Source organism: Sulfitobacter sp. M85 (genome assembly GCF_029285915.1).
Taxonomy (GTDB): domain Bacteria; phylum Pseudomonadota; class Alphaproteobacteria; order Rhodobacterales; family Rhodobacteraceae; genus Sulfitobacter; species Sulfitobacter faviae.
Genome location: NZ_JABECQ010000002.1, coordinates 307,377 through 326,725, shown reverse-complemented (window position 1 = coordinate 326,725; position 19,349 = coordinate 307,377). Strand labels below are relative to the sequence as shown.

The following is a 19,349-nucleotide window of genomic DNA, read 5'->3' as shown; positions in this document are numbered from 1 at the left end:
GGCAAAAGGCCGTTGTCCAGTTACGCCGATTGCAGCCCTCGGTGCAAGCGCGACGCACGGGCCGCGCCTTGCTGATCTTAAGGGGCGCTGGCCTGAAGGGCACCGCCCTCACGCACCGGGACGATCCGCGTGGCGCGGCCCGTGCGGTCGTCAGTCTCGATATAGACGCCCGACAGGGTTGCTTCGCCATTGGCGGGAGTAAAACGTTCGCGCGGCATGCCGGTGATGAAACGGCGCAGCGGCTCGGCCTTGTCCATGCCGATCACCGAATGATAATCGCCGCACATGCCGGCATCGCTCAGGTAGCCCGTCCCGCATGGCAGGATCATCGCATCCGCCGTGGGGACATGTGTATGGGTGCCGACCACAAGGCTCGCACGCCCGTCGCACCAATGGCCCATGGCCATCTTCTCACTCGTGGCTTCGCAGTGCATATCGACAATGATCGCCTGCGCCATGCCGCCCAAAGGATGGGTTTTCAGCACCGGCTCCAGCGCCGAGAAAGGGTCATCGAAGGGCCGTTTCATAAAGACCTGCCCAAGCGCTTGGGTCACTAGAACCTTCTTGCCGTTCTGCGCTGTGAACAGCTTGGCCCCTTTGCCCGGCGCGGATTTGGAGAAGTTCAGCGGTCGGATCACCCGCGGCTCCTGCTCGATAAAGCTGAGCATGTCTTTCTGGTCGAAAGCGTGATCGCCAAGGGTCAGACAATCGGCCCCAGCATCGAGCAGCGTCTTGGCATGTGCGCCCGAAAGCCCCATGCCGCCGGTCGCATTCTCGCCGTTGACCACAATGAAATCGAGCTTCCAGTCGCGCCGCAGCCGCGCCAGATTTTCGGTGATCGCCCGCCGTCCGGCCCGGCCCATCACATCGCCAAGAAACAAAATCTTCATGCCCATGGACTAGGACGCGCGCGGCTTGGCGGCAACCCTTATTCCGCGTGGGACGGAGGTAGGCCCGGCGTCACCTCGATCACCCCGGCCTCGGTCACGATCAGATCGAGCGGCGCGTCGGTGTCTTCCAGCGGGATGTCGTCCCACTCTTGCCCCGCGAAAGCAAAGCCGATGGCCAGCGTGGCCCGCCGCGCGCGCAGCATCGCCAGCGTTCGGTCGTAAAAGCCGCCGCCATAGCCCAGCCGTGCGCCCGCGCGGTTGAAGGCCAAAAGCGGGACGATCACGATTTCCGGCTCGAAAAAATCGGTCTCTGCGGGGATCATCGCGCCGAATGTGCCCGGCACCATCGGTGTTTCGGGCGTCCAACGGGCAAAAGACAGCGGGTGGTTCGGCTTTTCGATCACCGGCACGCCGACGGGACCATGGGCGCATGCCTCGGCCATGGCAGGGCGTGGATCAATCTCCGTTCGGATCGGCATGAAACCCGACAGCGGCACGCCGCGGTAGCCCGCCAAAACCTCGGAAAGATAGCCTGCCTGCGCTGCATTCGCCTGTTCGAACAAGGGCTTACGGCGGGCGAATGCCGCCTTGCGCGCCTCGGCCTTCCGAGCGGCGCAATCGCTCACAACAGCACCAAGGCGGCAAGGCCGAGGAAGGCGAAAAAGCCCACCACATCCGTCACCGTCGTCACAAACGCGCCCGAGGCGAGCGCCGGGTCCACCCCGAACCGCTCCAGCAAGATCGGGATGCCGGTGCCCGCAAGCCCCGCCACCACGAGGTTAATCACCATCGCCGTGGCGATGACATAGCCCAGCCCCGGCGAGCCGAACCAGAGCACGCCGACGATCCCCATGATCACCGCAAATATCAGCCCGTTGACCAGCCCCACCAAAACCTCACGCCGGATCACCCGCCAAACGTTGGAGCCGGTGAGGTCTTTGGTCGCGATGGCGCGCACCGCCACCGTCAAGCTCTGCGTGCCTGCGTTGCCACCCATGGAGGCCACGATCGGCATCAACACGGCCAGCGCCACGATCTGCGCAATCGCCGCCTCGAATTGCGAGATCACCACGGAGGCCCCAATCGCCGTCACAAGGTTCACCGCAAGCCACGGCAGGCGCTGCTTCGTCGTCTCCGTCACCCGGTCAGAGAGCGACCCCTCGCCCACGCCCGCCAGACGCAGGATATCTTCTTCGTGTTCTTCGTCGAGAACGGCCATGGCGTCGTCAATGGTGATGACCCCGATGAGCCGCCCCTCTTCATCGACCACGGGGGCCGAAATCAGGTGGTACTGGTTGAAGGCATAGGCCACATCGCCCTCATCGCGCATGGCAGGGATGATCTGAAAGGTCTCTTCCAGAATATCCGCCAGCCGCGTCTCGCGGCGCGAGCGCATGAGCTTGCCTAAGGTCACATTGCCCACCGGATGCAGGCGCGGGTCGACCATGACGATGTGATAAAACTGATCCGGCAAGTCTTCTTCCTTGGTGGCGCGCAGATGGTCGATGGCTTGGCCCACCGTCCAATGCTCTGGCGCCATGACAACCTCGCGCTGCATCAGACGGCCGGCAGAATATTCGGGCCAGTTCAGCGCCTGTTCCACCGCGACGCGGTCGGTCTCTTCCAGCGCGTCGAGGATGGTTTCCTGCTGCGCGTCTTCCAGATCTTCGATCAGGTCGACCACATCGTCGCTGTCCAGCTCGCGCACCGCTTGGGTCAGAACCTGCGGCGTCAGGATGCTGATGACTTCCTCGCGAACCGACTCGTCGAGTTCCGACAGAATCTCGCCGTCGAACTCCTGCCCGTAAAGCCGGATCAAGGCGGCGCGGTCGTCCTCGTCGATCTGCTCAAGAAGGTCGGCGATATCTGCCGCGTGCAGCGGCTCCATCAGTTGGGTCAGATGCGCCTGATCATTGGCCTCCACCGCCTCAAGGATCGCGGCCACGGCTTTCCGGTCGAGCACATAGGCCTCGGCACGCTCTTCAGGGGAGGCCGCCGGATCCAGCTCTTCGATCTGCTCTGACATCCGCTGCTCTCCGTCTCTGCGCCTTTATTGAGAACGATAGTATGCGAGCGCCCAAGCCGGTACAACGGCACCAGCGACGCTTCGGTATTGTTCCCCGTCCCGCCCTCACCTAAACCACTGGCATGACAAATCAACGACTCCTTTTGGGCGCGACGCTCACCTATTCCGGCAACCCGATGCAAAGCGCTTGGGAGGATGCCGTGAAGATCGACACCCAGGGCGGTGTGCTGATCGAAAATGGCCGGATCGCCGCCGTCGGCAAGGGGGACGCGCTGCGCGCCGCGCATCCGCAGGCTGAGGTGACGCGCTACACCGATGCGCTGATCTGCCCGGGTTTTGTCGATGCCCATGTGCACTACCCGCAGACCGCGATCATCGCCTCATGGGGCAAGCGGCTGATCGACTGGCTGAACACCTATACTTTTCCAGAAGAGATGCGCCTGTCGGATCCGGCCTATGCGGGCGAGATTGCCGCGCGCTATCTGGACCTGACGCTGGCCCATGGCACCACCACGGTCGCGTCTTATTGCACCATCCACCCCCATAGCGCCGACGCGCTGTTTCAGGCGGCGGCGGAGCGGGGCCAGCGGATCGTCGCGGGCAAGACCTGCATGGACCGCAACGCGCCCGAAGGGCTGCGCGACACGGTGCAATCGGCCTATGACGACAGCAAAGCGCTGATCGAGCGCTGGCACGGCAAGGGCCGCGCGACCTATGCGATCACGCCACGTTTCTCGCCCACTTCCACGCCCGAGCAGCTCTCCACCCTCGGCGCGCTTTGGGCAGAGCACCCAACCTGCCTGATGCAGACCCATCTCAGCGAGCAGACGGATGAGATCGAATGGGTCCGAGACCTGTTCCCAGAGGCGCGCGATTACCTTGATACCTATGAGGCCCACGGCCTGCTGGGCGAACGCGGCCTCTACGGCCATGCGATCCATCTGGAACCGCGCGAGATTGACCGGCTGGCGGAGGTCGGCGGTGGGCTGGTGCATTGCCCGACCTCAAACACCTTCATCGGCTCGGGGCTATTCGACATGACCGGCCTGGCCGCGCGGGGCATCCCGCTGGCGCTGGCGACGGATACCGGCGGCGGCTCGTCCTTTTCGATGCTGCGCACCATGGCGACGGCCTATGAGGTCGGCCAGTTGCGCGGCACGCCGCTGCATGCGGCACAGCTCATTTGGCTGGCCACCGCAGGCTCGGCCCGCAGCCTGCATTTACAAGATCATGTGGGTTCACTGGCCGAAGGGATGGAGGCCGACATCACCGTGCTGTCGCTCGACTCCACCCCCGCCATCGCGCAGCGCCACGCCGCGGCCAAGGACATTTGGGAAAGCCTTTTCGCCACGATCATGATGGGCGACGACCGCGCGATTGCGGATGTTTGGGTGGCGGGCACACGGCGGGGCGGCACGGCGTAAAGCGCCTCCCGCCGGGAGCTGGGCTCAGCAGGGCGCGCCCAGCACCATGACCCAGACCGCGTCATCGGCCCGGACCAGCCCCATCTCCTCGGCCCGGGCGTCGACCATGTTGCGGTAATGCCCCGGCGAGTTGGTCCAGCCGGTCATGACCTCATCGAGCGATTGCTGCCCCTTGGCGATATTCTCGGCCACGAAACACCATTCATAGCCCGCCACCGCCGCGCGGCGGCCGACATCGGTGCCATCGCGGCCTTGGTGGCTGAAATAGTCATGCGTGGCCATGTCGCGGGCGTGGTCCTTTGCCGCCTGTTCCAAACGGCTGTCATAGCTCAGGGGCTGCAACCCCTTCACATCGCGCAGGGCGTTCACCCTGTCCAATCCCATCGGATCGGCCAAAGCGGGCATCCCCGCCAGCATCAGTATCGAGAATAAAACCGGCTTCATTCAGCCAAGCCTTTCGCCAAATCATTCTGCCGCGCCACCTGAGCGGCCAAGTCGATGGTGGTAATCTGACCATCGCGCACCACCTGTCGGCCTTCAACGAAAAGGTCGCGCACCGCCGTGGGACCGGCAAGAAGCAGCGCAGCCGGGTCCCAACTGCCCGCGCTTTGCACGCCCGAAACATCCCAAATCGCCACATCGGCCCGTTTGCCGGGCATCAGCCGCCCGCAGTCAGGCCGCCCCAACACATCCGCCCCGCCGCGTGTGGCCAGTTCCAGCGCCGCGCGCGGGCTCATCGCATCTGCGCCGCGCGCCACCCGCTGCAACAGCATCGCCTGCCGCGCCTCGGCGGCCAGATTGCCGCTGTCATTGCTGGCCGACCCATCGACGCCCAGCCCCAGCGGCACGCCTGCGTCCAGCATCGCCCGCACCGGCGCGATGCCCGAGCCGAGGCGACAGTTCGAGCAGGGACAATGCGCAACCCCGGTGCGGGTTCGGGCGAAGAGGTCGATCTCGGCCCCATCCAACTGCACGCAATGGGCGTGCCAAACGTCGTCGCCAAGCCAGCCGAGGCTTTCGGCATATTCCCCCGGGCGACAGCCGAATTTCTCCTGCGAATAGGCCACATCCTCGGCATTCTCGGCCAGATGGGTGTGCAGCATCACGCCCTTGTCGCGCGCCAGCAGCGCCGTGTCGCGCATCAATTCGCGGCTGACCGAAAAGGGCGAACAGGGTGCCAATCCGACGCGGCACATCGCCCCTTCGGCGGGGTCGTGAAAGGCGTCGACCACGCGGATGCAGTCTTCCAAAATGGCCGCTTCACGCTCCACCAGTGCATCGGGCGGCAGGCCGCCATCGCTTTCGCCGATGCTCATCGAGCCGCGGGTGGGGTGAAAGCGCAGCCCAAGTTCGGCGGCGGCGTGGATCGTATCCTCCAGCCGCACGCCGTTTGGGTAGAGATAAAGGTGGTCCGAACTCAGGCTACAGCCCGAAAGCGCCAGTTCCGCCAGCCCGATCTGGGCCGAGACGAACATATGCTCCGGCCCCATGCGCGCCCAGATCGGGTAGAGCCGTTGCAGCCAGCCAAAGAGCAGCGCATCCTGCGCCCCCGGCACGGCGCGGGTCATGCTTTGGTAAAGATGGTGGTGGGTGTTCACGAGACCCGGTGTCACGACACAGCCCTTCGCCTCGACAATCTCACCCTCTGTCCAAAGGCCCTGCCCGATCTCGGCAATCACGCCGTCGCGCAGCAACAGGTCCGCGCCCGCAAGCTCCCGCCGGGTGTCGTCCATCGTGATAAGGTAATCCGCGCCGCGGATGAGGGTCTCTGCCATAGGTCACACTTTCGCTATGCCCGTCTCATGCAAAGCGTGTGTGATCGGTGGAAAACGGGCGAGAGAACCGACCTTCTGCGGGATTTATCGCATCCCGCCGGGGCCGGTCAATCCGGGCTTTCCCGACAATTGGATCAATAGGCGGAAAGGACCGCAAGCGCTTGGGCGTGGATGTCGCGGTTGGCCGCGGCCAGCGCCCTGCCCCCTTCATGCACCGGGTTGCCCTGCCAATCGGTGACGATGCCCCCGGCGGCTTGGATCACCGCGATCGGCGCTTGAATGTCATAGGCGTTCAGCCCCGCTTCGATCACCAGATCGACCTGCCCCGCCGCGACCAACGCATAGGCATAACAATCCATGCCATAGCGAGTCAGCAACGCCTGCGAGGCGACGGCGCGAAAGGCGCTGGCCTCCTCACTGCTGCCGACCTCGGGGAATGTGGTGAAAACGATGGACTGCCGCAAATCCCGCGCCGCGCGGGTCTGCAAGGGGTGGCTGCCGTGGGGCCCGCTCAACAGCGCGCCATCCGGCGCCCCCTCGAACCGCTCCCCGATATAGGGCTGGTCAATGATGCCATAGAACGGCCCCGAGACGTCGGAGACCGCAATCAGCACGCCCCAAGTCGGTGTCCCGCTGAGAAAACCGCGCGTCCCGTCGATGGGATCGAGCACCCAAGTCAGCCCCGATGTGCCGGGCTGCGCGCCATATTCCTCACCCAGAATACCATCCGCGGGCCGCTCGGCGGCCAAGATATCGCGCATCGCCCGTTCGGCGGCGCGGTCGGCCTCTGTCACCGGATCGAAACCCGTGCCGAGCTTGTTGTCGGCCTGCAAATCGAGCCTGCGGAAATAGGGCAGGATCACCTGCCGCGCCGCATCCGCCATCAGATGGGCAACGCGGCGGATATCGGGATCGAAGTCACTGGTGTTCATCATGGCAAAGACCTGACAGTTTGCGCCCCTTTGCGCAAGCCTATCAGTGCGTTAGAGCCGCGTCCAGACGCGGGCGGGCAGGCTCAGGCCACGTCACTCAAGACGCGGGCCAGTTCGAACAACCGGCGGCGCTGGTTCTCGGGGATGGCGTAGTAAGAGCGCACCAGTTCCATCGCCTCTTTGTCGGCCATCAAATCGGCAGGCAGCCCATCCATCGGCGCGCCCTCGGCGACTTCCTCATCCTTCAACCCTTCGAAAAAGAAGGACACAGGCACCCCAAGCGCATCGGCGATATCCCACAGCCGGGACGCGCTGACGCGGTTCGCGCCGGTTTCGTATTTCTGTATCTGCTGGAACTTGATCCCGACCAGTTCCGCCAGTTTCTGCTGGGTCATCCCCGTCAGCCAGCGGCGCTGCCGGATACGTTTGCCTACATGTACATCTACCACATGCACCATATTCTCTAATCCTTATAGGGCACATGCGACCGTGCCAATCTCAGTTCCAAACAAGGACGAAGTGTGCCGTCGCCTCGCACGATACCGCAGGGGTTGCGCGAACGTTCTGCCTCCCATCATAGCGGTTGCGTTGAGTTCGGCCAAGAATTTTCACGGGATGGTAAAAATCTGCCCTGTATCGACTGCAACCTCAGGCGGTGCACTGCCCCTCTCTCTCTGCGACCGGCGGGTGCGAAATCCCCAAGTTTCCTTGGGCCTGTCGGTTTCCCGCTCGGCAACCACTGGATGAACGCGAAGAATATCAATCGGTTCCCGTCGGAATGCGTCAAATGCCATCTTTCCGTGTTTGGGGCGGTGGGAATGGCTGCCGCCCGCGCGCGCGCCGCTTGAAATGCATCGGTGCTTTTCCGCCGATCGACCGCTCGCGGCAGTCCCGTCCAAGGCGCGCGCAGGGCAAGCCGACGCCCCGCGCACGCCCCGAACATCCCTACCCGTAAAACCCGCGATTATTGCCGTGTTATCAGCCCGCAAGACACTTGAAATTCGCCCCCTCAGGCCCGATATTCAGACCCAAGAACGTGTCGGCCGGGTTTCGACACGCAACTTTGCCAATGGGAGTCACTAAATGGCTGACGTCAATTCAATTCGCTCTGCTGCCGGGTCGCGCGTCTCCGCGATCGACGAGGGTCTGCGCGCTCATATGAACAAGGTGTATGGCACCATGTCGATCGGCATGCTCATCACCTTCGCCGCGGCCTGGGCCATCTCGGGCCTGTCGGTCACCGCCGACCCCTCCGCCGCCGTGGCGCAGCTCAGCCAGGATAAATACCTGACGCAATTGGGTTATGCGCTCTATGCCTCGCCGCTGAAATGGGTCGTGATGTTCGCACCCCTTGCCTTTGTTTTCGGCTTTGGCGCCATGATCAACCGCATGTCCGCCGCCACGGCGCAGGTCGTGTTCTACGCCTTCGCCGCCGTCATGGGCATCTCGATCAGCTCGATCTTTCTGGTCTTCACCGGCTATTCCATCGCGCAGGTCTTCCTGATCACCTCTATCGCCTTCGCGGGTCTGTCGCTTTGGGGCTACACCACCAAGAAGGACATCTCCGGCTGGGGCAGCTTCCTGATCATGGGTGTGATCGGTCTGGTCGTCGCGTCGATCGTCAACATCTTCCTCGCCTCCTCGGCGCTGATGTTCGCGATTTCGGCCATCGGTGTTCTGATCTTCGCGGGCCTGACCGCCTATGACACCCAGAAAATCAAGACCGAGTATCTGGCCCATGCCCATCATGGCGACACCGAGTGGCTGGGCAAGGCCGCGATCATGGGCGCGCTGAGCCTCTATCTGGACTTCATCAACATGTTCATGATGTTGCTGTCGCTCTTCGGCAACCGCGAGTAATCGCATTGCCAACCGATACGAAAGGCCGGCTCCGAAGGGGGCCGGCCTTTTTCTTTGGTGCTATCTCAGCCTGCGGTCATCCAATTGCACCAAAGAGATGCCCGACCCCGGCGGTCACAGCCATCGCCAGCCCTCCCCAGCAAAGCACGCGCCCGATGGCGGGCCGCTTTGGCGCACCGCCCAGTTGCGCGCCGCCCGCGCCGAGCAGTATCAGCGCTAGCAACGCCACCAAGGCAATGGTCACGCCGCGCAGCCCCGCCGGGGCCAGAACCGCCGCAAACAGCGGCAGCCCGCCGCCCAGGGCAAAGGCCAATGCCGAAGCGCCCGCCGCCTGTAACGGATCGGCCTGACCGGCGAGGCCGAACATGCCCAACTCTTCGCGCGCATGGGCGCCGAGGGCGTCATGGTCGGTCATCTGGGTGGCGACCTCTAGAGCCAGGTCGCTTTGCACGCCCCGGTTCTCCAGCCCTTCGGCCAGTTCGCTGAGTTCATAGTCCGGGTCTTCGATCAGGGCGACGCGCTCGCGCTCCAGATCGGCCTTCTCCACATCCGCCTGCGCCGAGACCGAGACATATTCCCCCGCCGCCATCGAAAGCGCCCCGGCGGTAAGCCCCGCAAGCCCCGTCAGCAGGACGTTGCCCTGCGTCATGCCCGCCGCGCTCACCCCGACCAGCAGGCTGGCCGAGGAGACGATACCATCATTGGCCCCCAAAACGGCGGCGCGCAGCCAATTGCTGCGGTTGATGAAGTGACCTTCTTTGGGCATCTGACCCGCCTTGCGTCTACTGCGGCTGATACACCAACAGATGCGCCGGGAAGATGACCGGCCTGTCGCCGCCCACCCCGGTAAAGCCGACACTGCCGGTGGGCTCCGCCCGGCTCAACGGGGCGCAGGCCCCCAGTGTCAGCAGCAAGATCACGGCAGTCGATTTGGCAAACATAGCATTCCCCGGCAGTTCCTTCAGGTATCCCCCGTTCCGCCCCGGCGCGCAAGGCGTCGGGGCGGAGGAGGATCAGACGGTGATCGGCTGCATCACCTGCGGCTCCACCACATCGACGCCCGGAAGCCCGTCAATCAGCGTCTGCGCAGATTGCTCCAACGCGTCGAAGGTGCGGTAGTGGCAGGGAATGACGGTCTTGAAATCGAAATAGCGTTTGGCGGCATAGGCGGCCTGCGCCATGTCCATCGTGAAATGCCCGCCCGCCGAGAGAATGCCGATATCAGGTTTGTGGTAGTCGCCCATCCAATCCATATCCGCCATGATCGCCGTATCACCGGAATGGTAGATCGTATGCCCTTCGCCCGAGATCATGAAGCCGGTCTCCATCCCGGTGTAGATCGGGCCGTTCTCGCCATCTACCGATGAGGAGTGCGATGCCGGGACCATGGTGATCGCCACCTCGCCCGCGCGGATCGTCCCGCCTTTGTTGAAGCCCGTGGTCTGCTGCACGCCTTTGCTTTCCAGCCAGCCCATCAGCTCGACCATCCCCGCGACCGGAGCGTTGGTGCGGCTGGCGACGTCGGCGATATCTGCCGTGTGGTCGAAATGGCCATGGGTCACGAGGATCTGCGTGGCGCCTTTGATTGCATCGGCATGGTGCGCGTCGTCCAGCATGGGGTTTTCTTTGAGCCAAGGGTCGATCAGCAGCACTTGGTCTTCGATCTCGATGCGGAATGAGCCATGGCCGAGCCAGATGATGTTCATGGGGGTCCTCCTGATTGCGGTGGGTCTAACATCAGATTTGACCCTATGCTGCGCGGAATCAAGTAACCCCGAACATGCCACCCTAGCCCGGAATCAAGGGCGCATGCCCGACGGGCTGGCGCTTGCGCAACCCGGACGCCATCCCGACATCACCGAATACCGCCGCGGCCATAAATTGCCCAACTGCCTCCGAGCAAAGCACCATCCCCCGGTCTGGCGCCGCCCGGCTCCGTTCCGAACCTCTCAAACCCTTGCGAGGCCCGCCCCCAAACGGTAGAGGAGCCTCAAAGAGATGGAGATGTTCATGTCGATCGACGAAAACACCGCCGCACGCGTGGCGAAACTGGCCCGGATCAAGGTTGAACCCGACGCGCTGCCGGCGCTGGCGGAAGAGTTCAACACCATCCTTGGCTTTATCGAACAGCTGTCCGAGGTGGATGTCGACGGCGTCGAGCCCATGACCTCCGTGACCCCGCAGCGCCTGAAACGGCGCGAAGACGTGGTCACCGATGGCGACCAGCAGGACCGCGTGCTGGCCAATGCCCCCGATGCCCGTGAAGGGTTCTTTGCCGTGCCGAAGGTGGTGGAATAATGACCGATCTGAACAAATTGAGCTTGGCCGAGGCCCGCGATGCCCTGCGCAAGGGTGAGACCACCTCGAAAGACCTGACCGAGGCCTGCATCCAAGCCATCGACGGCGCCGGCGCGCTTAATGCCTTCGTGCACCGCACGCCAGAGATCGCGATGGAACGGGCCGCCGAAGCCGACGCCCGCATCAAACAGGGCGACGCCCCCGCGATGTGCGGCCTGCCCATCGGCATCAAGGACCTTTTCTGCACCAAGGGCGTACCGAGCCAAGCGGGCAGCCGCATCCTCGAAGGTTTTTTGCCCGAGTATGAAAGCACCGTCAGCCAGAAGCTGCGCGACAGCGGCGCGGTGATGCTGGGCAAGCTCAACATGGACGAATTCGCCATGGGCTCGTCCAACGAAACTTCGGTCTACGGCAACGCGGTGAACCCGTGGCGTCGCGAAGGTGACACTGCAGAACTGACACCCGGCGGCTCCTCGGGCGGCTCTGCTGCCGCCGTGGCAGCCGACCTCTGCCTTGCCGCCACCGGCACCGACACCGGCGGCTCGATCCGCCAGCCCGCCGCCTTCACCGGCACCGTGGGGATCAAGCCGACCTATGGCCGCTGCTCGCGTTGGGGCATCGTGGCCTTCGCCTCCTCGCTCGATCAGGCCGGGCCGATGACCAAGACAGTGCGCGACGCGGCCATCATGTTGGAGGCCATGTGCGGCCATGACGCCAAGGACAGCACCAGCGCCGATCTGGCCGTGCCGGACTTCGAAGCGGCGCTGACCGGCGACATTCGCGGCAAGAAGATCGGCATCCCGCGCGAGTACCGCATGGATGGCATGCCCGAGGAGATTGAAAAGCTGTGGGCCGACGGCATCGCCATGATGAAGGACGCGGGCGCCGAGATCGTCGACATCTCGCTGCCGCACACCAAATACGCCCTGCCCGCCTATTACGTCATCGCGCCCGCCGAGGCGTCGTCGAACCTCGCGCGCTATGACGGCGTGCGCTTTGGCCACCGCGCCAAGCTTGACCACGGCGACGGCATCACCGAGATGTACGAAAAGACCCGCGCCGAGGGCTTCGGCCATGAGGTTCAGCGCCGCGTGATGGTCGGCACCTATGTGCTCTCCGCCGGTTTCTACGACGCCTATTACAACCGCGCCCGCAAGGTCCGCACGTTGATTAAGAAGGACTTCGAAGACGTCTTCGCCCAAGGCATCGACAGCATCCTGACCCCGGCAACCCCTTCCGCCGCCTTCGGTCTGGGTGAGATGAAGGACGCCGATCCGGTGGCGATGTATCTCAACGATGTCTTCACCGTGACGGTGAACCTCGCCGGTCTGCCCGGCGTGGCGCTGCCCACCGGGCAAAGCAGCACGGGTCTGCCGCTGGGTCTGCAACTGATCGGGCGCCCGTGGGAAGAGGCAGACCTGCTGTCCTCCGCCTATGCGCTGGAGAAGGCCGCCGGTTTTGTGGCCAAGCCTGAGAAATGGTGGTAAGCCGCAGAGCGGTGAACAAGAAGCGAGAGCGGGTCAGATGATCACACGGACACTTCTAGCGATGACGGCAGGCGGTCTTTTGGCAGCCTGCCAACCGGCGATCCCCGATTCCGGGAACGTCAACACCGGGCGCGGTGTCGGTTTTGGCGACGGCAGTTTCGAGGCCGAGCAGCGCGCGCGCGATGCCGCGCTGGCGGGCGACGGCAGCTACATGCCCGCCGCCTCAGAGGTGACCGCCCAGCCTTTGGATGACGGCTCTCCCGAAGCGACGGCGGCGGAAACCGCCCGCGTTCTCGCCGCCACCCGTCCGGGTGGGGCCAGCAACGGTCTGGGCAATGATGCGGCCACCAACTCGGGCGTGGCCCCGGTGAACGCCAGCCCGTCGAACCCGCCCCCCGCCGCGGTCAACGCCGTGGGCATCTCGAACGAGAACAACTTTGACGCCGTGTCGGGCCAGCGCAGCATTCAAGACGACGCCGCCCGCGTGGCCGCCAACCGCGCGCAATATGAGGTCGTCCAACCCGAGGCCCTGCCCGAGCGCCGCAATGTCGGCCCGAATATCGTCGCCTATGCGCTGCAAACCAATCAGTCGGTCGGTCAGCAGATTTATAGCCGCATCGGTTTCAACAAGGCCCGCAAGTTCGAACGCGCCTGCGCGCAATACGGCCACGCCGACCAAGCACAGATCGCCTTCCTTGAGGCCGGTGGCCCCGAGAAAGACCGCCTTGGCATGGACCCCGATGGCGATGGTTTCGCCTGCGACTGGGATCCCACCCCCTTCCGCCGGGCTGCACAGGGCTGACAGATGTCTGCCGCGCCTGACGTGACGGCGCATCCCTCGCCCAATTGCGGCCCGCGGCGCGGTGGGCTGCGCCCCCGGCTGATCGTCTTGCACTACACCGCCATGACCAGCGCCCAAGCGGCGCTGGATCGGCTGTGCGACCCCTCCGCCGAAGTCTCGGCCCATTACCTGATTTCAGGGCGCGGAGAGGTCATTAAGATGATCGAGGAAGAGCAACGCGCGTGGCATGCAGGCGCGGGCGAATGGGCGGGGTTGGAGGACATCAACTCACGCTCCATCGGGATCGAGCTGGACAACCGCGGCGATCACCCGTTTTCCGAGCCACAGATGCAGGCGCTCGAAACCCTCCTGCCCGGCATCATGGCCCGCCACGGCATCCCGCCCGAAGGGGTGATCGGCCATTCCTGCATGGCACCGGGCCGCAAGATCGACCCCGGCCCCCGATTCGATTGGGCCCGGCTCGCAGGGCGCGGGCTGGCGCTGCCTGCGGGCGATGGCCCCCTTCCTGACAGCGTAACCACCGAAACCTTCCGCGCCGCCGCGCAGGCCGCAGGCTTCACAGCGCCTTGCGACGATGACACGCTGCTAGACACCGTGCGGTTGCGTTTCAGGCCATGGGGGCGCGGCCCTCTCACCCCCGCAGACCTTGCCGCCCTGCCCGCCCCCATTGACGCGCCGCGCGGCGGCGTCTAGGGCGGGGCTGCGCGGAAGGCTGGATGGCCGCTGCGTCGACTCGCGTCGCATGACCGACGACCGCTCTCGTCACACGCATGTGTGACATCCGCGGTGTCGCTTTTGCGGGGCAAAAGCGACGTAGAGGAAAGTCCGGACTCCAAGAAGAAACGGTGCCGGGTAACGCCCGGGCGGGGCAACCCGACGGAAAGCGCCACAGAAATGAAACCGCCCTTCGGTCCGGCCCTGCCGGATCAGCCGAGGGGTAAGGGTGAAACGGTGGGGTAAGAGCCCACCGCGGGGCTGGCAACAGCCCCGGCATGGCAAGCCCCACCGGGAGCAATGCCAAATAGGGACCGCGCGCCGATGATCTTCGGGTCAAAGGCGGGGCTCTTCTGCCCCAGCAGGTCCGGGTTGGCAGCTATAGCCGCATCGGCAACGGTGCGGTCAGAGGAATGGTCATCGCCTGTTTTCGGACAGGTACAAAATCCGGCTTATAGGCCTTCCGCGCATATTTCTGCTCTTTCGACGGTGAAAGGCAGGTTTTTCGACGAAACCGGCGTCTTTCGGCACCGGGCGGGCAAATAGCGGTTGACTCGGGCGCGGGTCTGACTAGAACCCGAAATTCAGAATTCACGCAGGCCTGCGCGGCGCTGCAGCAGGAGAAGACACATGGCGAAGCCAACCACGATCAAGATCCGCCTGAACTCGTCCGCGGGCACAGGCCATTTCTACGTGACTAAGAAAAACGCACGCACCATGACCGAAAAGATGGTCATCAAGAAGTACGACCCCGTTGCGCGCAAGCACGTCGAATACAAAGAAGGCAAGATCAAGTAAGATCGCCTGACTTTTGAGTTTCAAAGGGCCACGCGGTTTCGCGTGGCCCTTTGCATTGTGCAGGGCTGGATCGCGCCCGACCCGGGGCCGATGGCCGTCTTGCAAAAGGTCCGGTGGACCTTTTGAGGCCAGCGGGTGCTTCAGCACCGGAGGCGCATAGCGCGCCCGCCCTGGGGGCGGGTCGGGCGCGATCCGGACGCGGGGCGTCCGGATAATCGTTGAGACGCCTGAATGCCATCCCCGGTCAGGCGCTGCCCGGCTAGCGGTCTCTCTTCTCGCGGAAAAACCTCACCAGCATCTCTTCCGCCTCTCCCGCCGCGATCCCGTCGAACACCTCGGGCACATGGTGACATTGGGGATGCGAGAATACCCGCGCGCCCTGTGCCACGCCGCCTGATTTTGGGTCCGCCGCGCCGTAGTAGAGCCGCTCCACCCGGGCGGCGGCGATGGCACCGGCGCACATGGCACAGGGCTCCAGCGTGACGTAAAGCGCGTGACCGATCAGCCGTTCCGAGCCGACAGCGGCGCAGGCGGCGCGCAGGGCCAGCATCTCGGCATGGGCGGTTGGGTCATTGCGGGCGCGGGTCTCATTGCCTGCGGCGGAAACGATCTGCCCTTTCGGAGAGACGACGACTGCCCCCACCGGCACTTCGCCGCGCGCGGCGGCGGCGCGGGCCTCGGCCAAGGCCTGTCCCATATACGAGCGAAACTCCATCCCGTCACATGGCCGCAAACGCCACCCTTTCGCAAGCCCGTGAAACAGGGTAAGCGCAGTGTATGAACGCAAAAACGCCCCCCTCCGGCTCCGGCCCGCAAAACCCCGATACCGATGCAAGTGCAGGCACCCCCACCGGCGACCGCATTGCCAAGGTGCTGTCGCGCGCGGGCATCGCCTCGCGCCGCGAGGCCGAGCGCATGATCGAAGCGGGCCGCGTGCGCGTGAACGGGGAGCAGATCACCTCGCCCGCGCTGAACGTCACGCCCGAGGATAAGATCACCGTCGACAACACCCCCGTCGGCGCGCCCGAACCGCCGCGCATGTGGCTGTATCACAAACCTGCCGGACTGGTGACCACCGCCCGCGATGAAAAGGGCCGCGAGACGATCTTTGACGCCCTGCCCGAGGATATGCCCCGCGTGATGACCGTGGGTCGGCTCGACCTCAACTCCGAAGGGCTCTTGCTGCTGACCAATGACGGCGGGGTGAAGCGCAAGCTGGAACTGCCCAGCACCGGCTGGCTGCGCCGCTACCGCGCGCGGGTGAATGGCCGCCCCACCGATGAGATGCTGGAGCCGCTGCGCAAAGGCATCACCGTTGAGGGCGAGAACTTTCAGCCGATGGACGTGACACTCGACCGCCAACAAGGGGCCAACGCTTGGCTGACCGTCGGCCTGCGCGAAGGCCGCAACCGCGAGATTCGCCGCGCGATGGAGGCCGTGGGCCTGACCGTGAACCGGCTGATCCGCATCTCCTACGGCCCATTCCAACTGGGCGAATTGAAGATCGGCGAGGTGGAAGAGCTGCGCCGCAAGGTCGTGCGCGATCAACTGGGGCTCGAGTTGGAAGACCCCAGCGGCACCGCCACCAAGAAACCCACCGGTCTGCGCCGCCCGCCGCGCCGCAAGCCCGGCGGTTTCGGCGGCGCGGGCCAACCGGGCCTGCCCGTGCAACGGGGCGAAGACGACGAACCGCCGCCCCGCCGTGGCGGCGGCAAGGCAAAGAACGCACCGCGTGGCAAGGCCGCGATGGGCAAGACGGCTGGCAAAGCAGGCGGCAAGGCGAGCGGCAAACCGGGGGCGCGCCCGACAGGGCGACCGAATGGCAAACCGGGGCCAAAACCCACAGGCCGGGGGCCAAAACCCCGCCGCTGACCGGCCCTGCCCCGAGCTGCCCCTGCGCGTTTCCGGAACGCGGCCGACCTGCGTGCGTTGAATAGAGAACGGCAGGCAAGATCAGCGCGAAACCGCTGTCAGAAAAGGGCAATATGGCGCGAATAGTGATGTTTTTGGTGGCCTTGGCCGCGCTCGTGGTTATCATCCTCGGCGCAGCCTCGCTCGTGGGGCGTGCGGCTGACAGTGCTGGCACAGCGTTGCGCCCGATCTGGGGCAGCAAAAGGGGAAACATGATGGCGCCAACGACCTTTCAGAAAATCGCCTTTGCGGCGTTGCTGGTGCTGCTGCTTGGGCTGACCAGCGGTTTTCTCGGGGGGCTTTGATCCATGGCGCAGCGCTTTGGCGGCAAATATAGCCCTGACACCGACGCCACCCCCGGCAGCGCCCCGCGCAAAACCGCGCGCCTGCGCGTCGATCCGGCGGGCGGTCGGGTGAACCTGATGTTCCTGCCGCCGGTGCTTTTGGCGGCAACCTCGCTCATCGGGGGCGCGGGCACGCTGGTGCTTGGCCTTGGTGGCGCGTTCCTGCTGGCTTCGGGCGTCTGGTTGCTGCGCGATGGCTTGCTGGCCGAGGCGGAATACCACGAGCGCAAAGTCGCCCGCCGCCCCGTCCTGCCGCGCAAGATCCTCGCTGCTCTCTTGGCCGGTGCGGGCGCGGCCCTCGCCGCTTATAGCAACGATCCCAGTCTCGCCGCGGCCCTGCTCTATGGCATCGCCGCCACTGCGCTGCACCTCGCCGCCTTCGGCATCGACCCGCTACAGAACAAGGGCATGGAGGGCATCGACACCTTCCAGCAAGGCCGCGTCGCCCGCGTGGTGGATGAGGCCGAAAAACTGCTCTCGGGCATGAGCCAAGCGATCCTGCGCGCGGGCGACCGCCGCGCAGAAGCGCGGCTGGCGGAGTTTCAAGAAACCGCCCGCCATTTGATCCGCACCGTAGAGGAAGACCCCCGCGACCTGACCGCCGCTCGCAAATACCTTGTCGTCTATCTGCGCGGCGCGCATGATGCGACGGTGAAATTCGCCGACCTCTATGCCCGCAACCAGGACGCCCAAGCACGCGATGACTACCTCGCCTTGCTGGACGATCTGGATCAGAACTTTGCCGCGCGCACGGCCAAATCGCTGCTGGACGACCGCAGCGATCTAAACGTGGAAATCGACGTGCTGCGGGCGCGCCTCTCTCGCGAGGGGGTCCGACTGGAACAACCCACCCCTGCAAATACTAAGGAAGATCAGTGATGACCGATGCCCTCCGTGACAAAGCTGCCCAATCGCAAGGGTTGGTGGAAGAAGTGAACGCAACCGTCTTGCCGGAACCGGCGGATGCCAATGCCATCGTGCCGCTGAACAAAGCCGATCCGACGCAGAGCGCGGAAATCCAAAAGCGCATGGCCGAGATCGACGTGACCGATACCCAGTCCATCGTCAGCTTCGGCTCTGCCGCACAGGCCGAGTTGCAAGAGATCAGCCAATCCATGCTGGCGGATGTGCGTAACAAAGATGTCGGCCCCGCGGGCGACAGCCTGCGCACCATGGTCAGCGCGATCCGGGGCTTTTCGGTCTCGGAATTGGACGTGCGGCGCAAGCAAAGCTGGTGGGAGAAACTGCTGGGCCGTGCCACGCCCTTTGCCAAGTTCACCGCCCGTTTCGAAGAGGTGCAGGGCCAGATCGACCGGATCACCGACAACCTGCTGGCGCATGAGCATACGCTGTTGAAAGACATCAAATCGCTCGACCTGCTTTATGAAAAGACGCTGCAATTCTACGATGAACTGGCGCTTTATATCTCTGCTGGGGAGGCCAAGATCGAAGAGTTGGATCACAAGACCATCCCCGCCAAACAGACCGCGCTGGATAAGGCGGGCGAGGACGATCAGGTGATGCGCGCGCAGGAGCTGCGCGATCTGCGTGCCGCCCGTGATGATCTGGAGCGTCGGGTGCATGACCTGAAACTGACGCGGCAGGTCACCATGCAATCGCTGCCCTCGATCCGTCTGGTGCAGGAGAATGACAAAAGCCTTGTGACCAAGATCAACTCGACCTTGGTCAACACCGTGCCCCTGTGGGAGACGCAATTGGCGCAGGCCGTCACCATCCAGCGCAGCAGCGAGGCGGCAAATGCAGTGCGCGAGGCCAATGACCTGACCAATGAACTGCTCACCTCCAACGCCAAGAACCTGCGCGATAGCAACAAGGTGATCCGTCAAGAGATGGAGCGCGGCGTCTTCGACATCGAGGCGGTGAAACAGGCCAATGAAGACCTGATCGGCACCATTGAGGAATCCCTGCAAATCGCGGATGAGGGCAAGGCGAAACGCGCCAATGCCGAGAAAGAGTTGCAGGAGATGGAAGGCCGCCTGCGCGACACGCTCGCCGCCGCCAAGGCCCGCGAAACGGGGTTGGGCGATACCACCGGCAACGCGGTGCCAAGCTAAGACCGACGTGAGG

22 protein-coding genes and 1 other RNA gene are annotated in these 19,349 nt (G+C 64.4%); 12 read left to right on the top strand and 11 right to left on the bottom strand.

Features of this window, described 5'->3' with window-relative positions:
* Positions 1 to 77: 77 nt before the first annotated feature.
* The 3 genes from HKX24_RS05440 to mgtE are packed head-to-tail and all read right to left on the bottom strand — an operon-like array spanning position 78 to position 2,916.
* Positions 78 to 890, bottom strand: coding sequence for a TIGR00282 family metallophosphoesterase (locus tag HKX24_RS05440; RefSeq protein ID WP_271693228.1), 813 nt, complete (start codon positions 888 to 890; stop codon positions 78 to 80).
* A 38-nt stretch (positions 891 to 928) separates the two neighbouring features.
* A complete protein-coding gene (locus tag HKX24_RS05435) occupies positions 929 to 1,516 on the bottom strand; it encodes a 5-formyltetrahydrofolate cyclo-ligase (protein WP_271693227.1) in 588 nt (195 codons plus the stop codon).
* Entirely contained in the window at positions 1,513 to 2,916 is a 1,404-nt protein-coding gene (gene mgtE, locus HKX24_RS05430) for a magnesium transporter (protein WP_271693226.1), read from the bottom strand. Before mgtE ends, HKX24_RS05435 begins: the two co-directional genes overlap by 4 nt.
* A gap of 122 nt (positions 2,917 to 3,038) precedes the next feature.
* On the opposite strand from mgtE, the gene guaD reads away from it, so the two are divergent.
* Positions 3,039 to 4,340, top strand: coding sequence for a guanine deaminase (guaD, locus tag HKX24_RS05425; RefSeq protein WP_276153845.1), 1,302 nt, complete (start codon positions 3,039 to 3,041; stop codon positions 4,338 to 4,340).
* A 24-nt stretch (positions 4,341 to 4,364) separates the two neighbouring features.
* Here the strand turns inward: guaD and HKX24_RS05420 are convergent, their stop codons facing one another.
* The 4 genes from HKX24_RS05420 to HKX24_RS05405 form a co-directional block, all read right to left on the bottom strand.
* Positions 4,365 to 4,784 carry a CAP domain-containing protein gene (locus HKX24_RS05420; RefSeq protein ID WP_271693224.1) on the bottom strand — a complete coding sequence of 140 codons (420 nt, stop codon included), beginning with the start codon at positions 4,782 to 4,784 and terminating at the stop codon, positions 4,365 to 4,367.
* Entirely contained in the window at positions 4,781 to 6,115 is a 1,335-nt protein-coding gene (locus tag HKX24_RS05415; RefSeq protein WP_271693223.1) for an 8-oxoguanine deaminase, read from the bottom strand. The genes HKX24_RS05420 and HKX24_RS05415 overlap by 4 nt, the downstream gene beginning before the upstream one ends.
* Positions 6,116 to 6,249: 134 nt before the next feature.
* A complete protein-coding gene (gene hisN, locus HKX24_RS05410; RefSeq protein WP_271693222.1) occupies positions 6,250 to 7,050 on the bottom strand; it encodes a histidinol-phosphatase in 801 nt (266 codons plus the stop codon).
* An 80-nt stretch (positions 7,051 to 7,130) separates the two neighbouring features.
* Entirely contained in the window at positions 7,131 to 7,505 is a 375-nt protein-coding gene (locus tag HKX24_RS05405; protein ID WP_168612238.1) for a helix-turn-helix transcriptional regulator, read from the bottom strand.
* Between the two features lie 625 nt (positions 7,506 to 8,130).
* Between HKX24_RS05405 and HKX24_RS05400 the strand changes: the two genes are divergently transcribed.
* Complete coding sequence (locus HKX24_RS05400; RefSeq protein WP_271693221.1) at positions 8,131 to 8,907, top strand: Bax inhibitor-1/YccA family protein; 777 nt, start codon at positions 8,131 to 8,133, stop codon at positions 8,905 to 8,907.
* A 76-nt stretch (positions 8,908 to 8,983) separates the two neighbouring features.
* Here HKX24_RS05400 and HKX24_RS05395 read toward each other — a convergent pair whose 3' ends face one another.
* From HKX24_RS05395 to HKX24_RS05385, 3 genes are all read right to left on the bottom strand, one after another.
* Positions 8,984 to 9,673 carry a VIT family protein gene (locus HKX24_RS05395; protein ID WP_271693220.1) on the bottom strand — a complete coding sequence of 230 codons (690 nt, stop codon included), beginning with the start codon at positions 9,671 to 9,673 and terminating at the stop codon, positions 8,984 to 8,986.
* 16 nt (positions 9,674 to 9,689) lie between these two features.
* Entirely contained in the window at positions 9,690 to 9,848 is a 159-nt protein-coding gene (locus HKX24_RS05390) for a hypothetical protein (RefSeq protein WP_156505794.1), read from the bottom strand.
* Between the two features lie 72 nt (positions 9,849 to 9,920).
* Complete coding sequence (locus tag HKX24_RS05385) at positions 9,921 to 10,613, bottom strand: metal-dependent hydrolase (RefSeq protein WP_271693219.1); 693 nt, start codon at positions 10,611 to 10,613, stop codon at positions 9,921 to 9,923.
* 304 nt (positions 10,614 to 10,917) lie between these two features.
* Between HKX24_RS05385 and gatC the strand changes: the two genes are divergently transcribed.
* The 6 genes from gatC to rpmG all read left to right on the top strand — a co-directional run bounded on the left by gatC (position 10,918) and on the right by rpmG (position 15,006).
* A complete protein-coding gene (gatC, locus tag HKX24_RS05380; RefSeq protein ID WP_209219074.1) occupies positions 10,918 to 11,205 on the top strand; it encodes an Asp-tRNA(Asn)/Glu-tRNA(Gln) amidotransferase subunit GatC in 288 nt (95 codons plus the stop codon).
* The gene (gatA, locus tag HKX24_RS05375; RefSeq protein WP_271693218.1) at positions 11,205 to 12,692 is read left to right on the top strand and encodes an Asp-tRNA(Asn)/Glu-tRNA(Gln) amidotransferase subunit GatA; all 1,488 of its coding nucleotides are present in this window, start codon (positions 11,205 to 11,207) and stop codon (positions 12,690 to 12,692) included. Before gatC ends, gatA begins: the two co-directional genes overlap by 1 nt.
* Positions 12,693 to 12,729: 37 nt before the next feature.
* Positions 12,730 to 13,494 carry a hypothetical protein gene (locus HKX24_RS05370; RefSeq protein WP_271693217.1) on the top strand — a complete coding sequence of 255 codons (765 nt, stop codon included), beginning with the start codon at positions 12,730 to 12,732 and terminating at the stop codon, positions 13,492 to 13,494.
* 3 nt (positions 13,495 to 13,497) lie between these two features.
* Complete coding sequence (locus HKX24_RS05365; RefSeq protein WP_271693216.1) at positions 13,498 to 14,187, top strand: N-acetylmuramoyl-L-alanine amidase; 690 nt, start codon at positions 13,498 to 13,500, stop codon at positions 14,185 to 14,187.
* Between the two features lie 11 nt (positions 14,188 to 14,198).
* Positions 14,199 to 14,679, top strand: an RNA gene (rnpB, locus tag HKX24_RS05360) — RNase P RNA component class A.
* Between the two features lie 159 nt (positions 14,680 to 14,838).
* Positions 14,839 to 15,006 carry a 50S ribosomal protein L33 gene (gene rpmG, locus HKX24_RS05355; RefSeq protein ID WP_007119221.1) on the top strand — a complete coding sequence of 56 codons (168 nt, stop codon included), beginning with the start codon at positions 14,839 to 14,841 and terminating at the stop codon, positions 15,004 to 15,006.
* Positions 15,007 to 15,265: 259 nt separating this feature from the next.
* Here rpmG and HKX24_RS05350 read toward each other — a convergent pair whose 3' ends face one another.
* Positions 15,266 to 15,721: a nucleoside deaminase gene (locus HKX24_RS05350; protein ID WP_067267564.1), complete on the bottom strand. Its 456-nt coding sequence runs from the start codon at positions 15,719 to 15,721 to the stop codon at positions 15,266 to 15,268.
* A gap of 62 nt (positions 15,722 to 15,783) precedes the next feature.
* Between HKX24_RS05350 and HKX24_RS05345 the strand changes: the two genes are divergently transcribed.
* The 4 genes from HKX24_RS05345 to HKX24_RS05330 all read left to right on the top strand — a co-directional run bounded on the left by HKX24_RS05345 (position 15,784) and on the right by HKX24_RS05330 (position 19,336).
* Positions 15,784 to 16,878 (top strand): pseudouridine synthase, encoded by a 1,095-nt coding sequence (locus HKX24_RS05345; protein WP_271693215.1) that lies wholly within the window; start codon positions 15,784 to 15,786, stop codon positions 16,876 to 16,878.
* 113 nt (positions 16,879 to 16,991) lie between these two features.
* Positions 16,992 to 17,222 (top strand): hypothetical protein, encoded by a 231-nt coding sequence (locus tag HKX24_RS05340; RefSeq protein WP_271693214.1) that lies wholly within the window; start codon positions 16,992 to 16,994, stop codon positions 17,220 to 17,222.
* A 3-nt stretch (positions 17,223 to 17,225) separates the two neighbouring features.
* Positions 17,226 to 18,140, top strand: a complete 915-nt coding sequence (locus tag HKX24_RS05335) for a 5-bromo-4-chloroindolyl phosphate hydrolysis family protein (protein WP_271693213.1) — start codon at positions 17,226 to 17,228, stop codon at positions 18,138 to 18,140.
* Positions 18,140 to 19,336, top strand: coding sequence for a toxic anion resistance protein (locus tag HKX24_RS05330; protein WP_271693212.1), 1,197 nt, complete (start codon positions 18,140 to 18,142; stop codon positions 19,334 to 19,336). The genes HKX24_RS05335 and HKX24_RS05330 overlap by 1 nt, the downstream gene beginning before the upstream one ends.
* The last annotated feature ends 13 nt before the right edge of the window (positions 19,337 to 19,349 follow it).

Excerpts from the sequence above, each read along its gene's own strand:
- HKX24_RS05405 (WP_168612238.1), bottom strand. The coding sequence starts at position 7,505 with ATGGTGCATGTGGTAGATGTACATGTAGGCAAACGTATCCGGCAGCGC.
- HKX24_RS05420 (WP_271693224.1), bottom strand. The coding sequence starts at position 4,784 with ATGAAGCCGGTTTTATTCTCGATACTGATGCTGGCGGGGATGCCCGCT.
- HKX24_RS05345 (WP_271693215.1), top strand. The coding sequence starts at position 15,784 with ATGAACGCAAAAACGCCCCCCTCCGGCTCCGGCCCGCAAAACCCCGAT.
- HKX24_RS05390 (WP_156505794.1), bottom strand. The coding sequence starts at position 9,848 with ATGTTTGCCAAATCGACTGCCGTGATCTTGCTGCTGACACTGGGGGCC.
- guaD (WP_276153845.1), top strand. The coding sequence starts at position 3,039 with ATGACAAATCAACGACTCCTTTTGGGCGCGACGCTCACCTATTCCGGC.
- HKX24_RS05395 (WP_271693220.1), bottom strand. The coding sequence starts at position 9,673 with ATGCCCAAAGAAGGTCACTTCATCAACCGCAGCAATTGGCTGCGCGCC.
- HKX24_RS05335 (WP_271693213.1), top strand. The coding sequence starts at position 17,226 with ATGGCGCAGCGCTTTGGCGGCAAATATAGCCCTGACACCGACGCCACC.
- HKX24_RS05415 (WP_271693223.1), bottom strand. The coding sequence starts at position 6,115 with ATGGCAGAGACCCTCATCCGCGGCGCGGATTACCTTATCACGATGGAC.
- rpmG (WP_007119221.1), top strand. The coding sequence starts at position 14,839 with ATGGCGAAGCCAACCACGATCAAGATCCGCCTGAACTCGTCCGCGGGC.
- hisN (WP_271693222.1), bottom strand. The coding sequence starts at position 7,050 with ATGATGAACACCAGTGACTTCGATCCCGATATCCGCCGCGTTGCCCAT.
- HKX24_RS05440 (WP_271693228.1), bottom strand. The coding sequence starts at position 890 with ATGAAGATTTTGTTTCTTGGCGATGTGATGGGCCGGGCCGGACGGCGG.
- HKX24_RS05370 (WP_271693217.1), top strand. The coding sequence starts at position 12,730 with ATGATCACACGGACACTTCTAGCGATGACGGCAGGCGGTCTTTTGGCA.
- HKX24_RS05400 (WP_271693221.1), top strand. The coding sequence starts at position 8,131 with ATGGCTGACGTCAATTCAATTCGCTCTGCTGCCGGGTCGCGCGTCTCC.
- mgtE (WP_271693226.1), bottom strand. The coding sequence starts at position 2,916 with ATGTCAGAGCAGATCGAAGAGCTGGATCCGGCGGCCTCCCCTGAAGAG.
- HKX24_RS05385 (WP_271693219.1), bottom strand. The coding sequence starts at position 10,613 with ATGAACATCATCTGGCTCGGCCATGGCTCATTCCGCATCGAGATCGAA.
- HKX24_RS05330 (WP_271693212.1), top strand. The coding sequence starts at position 18,140 with ATGACCGATGCCCTCCGTGACAAAGCTGCCCAATCGCAAGGGTTGGTG.
- gatA (WP_271693218.1), top strand. The coding sequence starts at position 11,205 with ATGACCGATCTGAACAAATTGAGCTTGGCCGAGGCCCGCGATGCCCTG.
- gatC (WP_209219074.1), top strand. The coding sequence starts at position 10,918 with ATGTCGATCGACGAAAACACCGCCGCACGCGTGGCGAAACTGGCCCGG.
- HKX24_RS05365 (WP_271693216.1), top strand. The coding sequence starts at position 13,498 with ATGTCTGCCGCGCCTGACGTGACGGCGCATCCCTCGCCCAATTGCGGC.
- HKX24_RS05340 (WP_271693214.1), top strand. The coding sequence starts at position 16,992 with ATGGCGCGAATAGTGATGTTTTTGGTGGCCTTGGCCGCGCTCGTGGTT.
- HKX24_RS05350 (WP_067267564.1), bottom strand. The coding sequence starts at position 15,721 with ATGGAGTTTCGCTCGTATATGGGACAGGCCTTGGCCGAGGCCCGCGCC.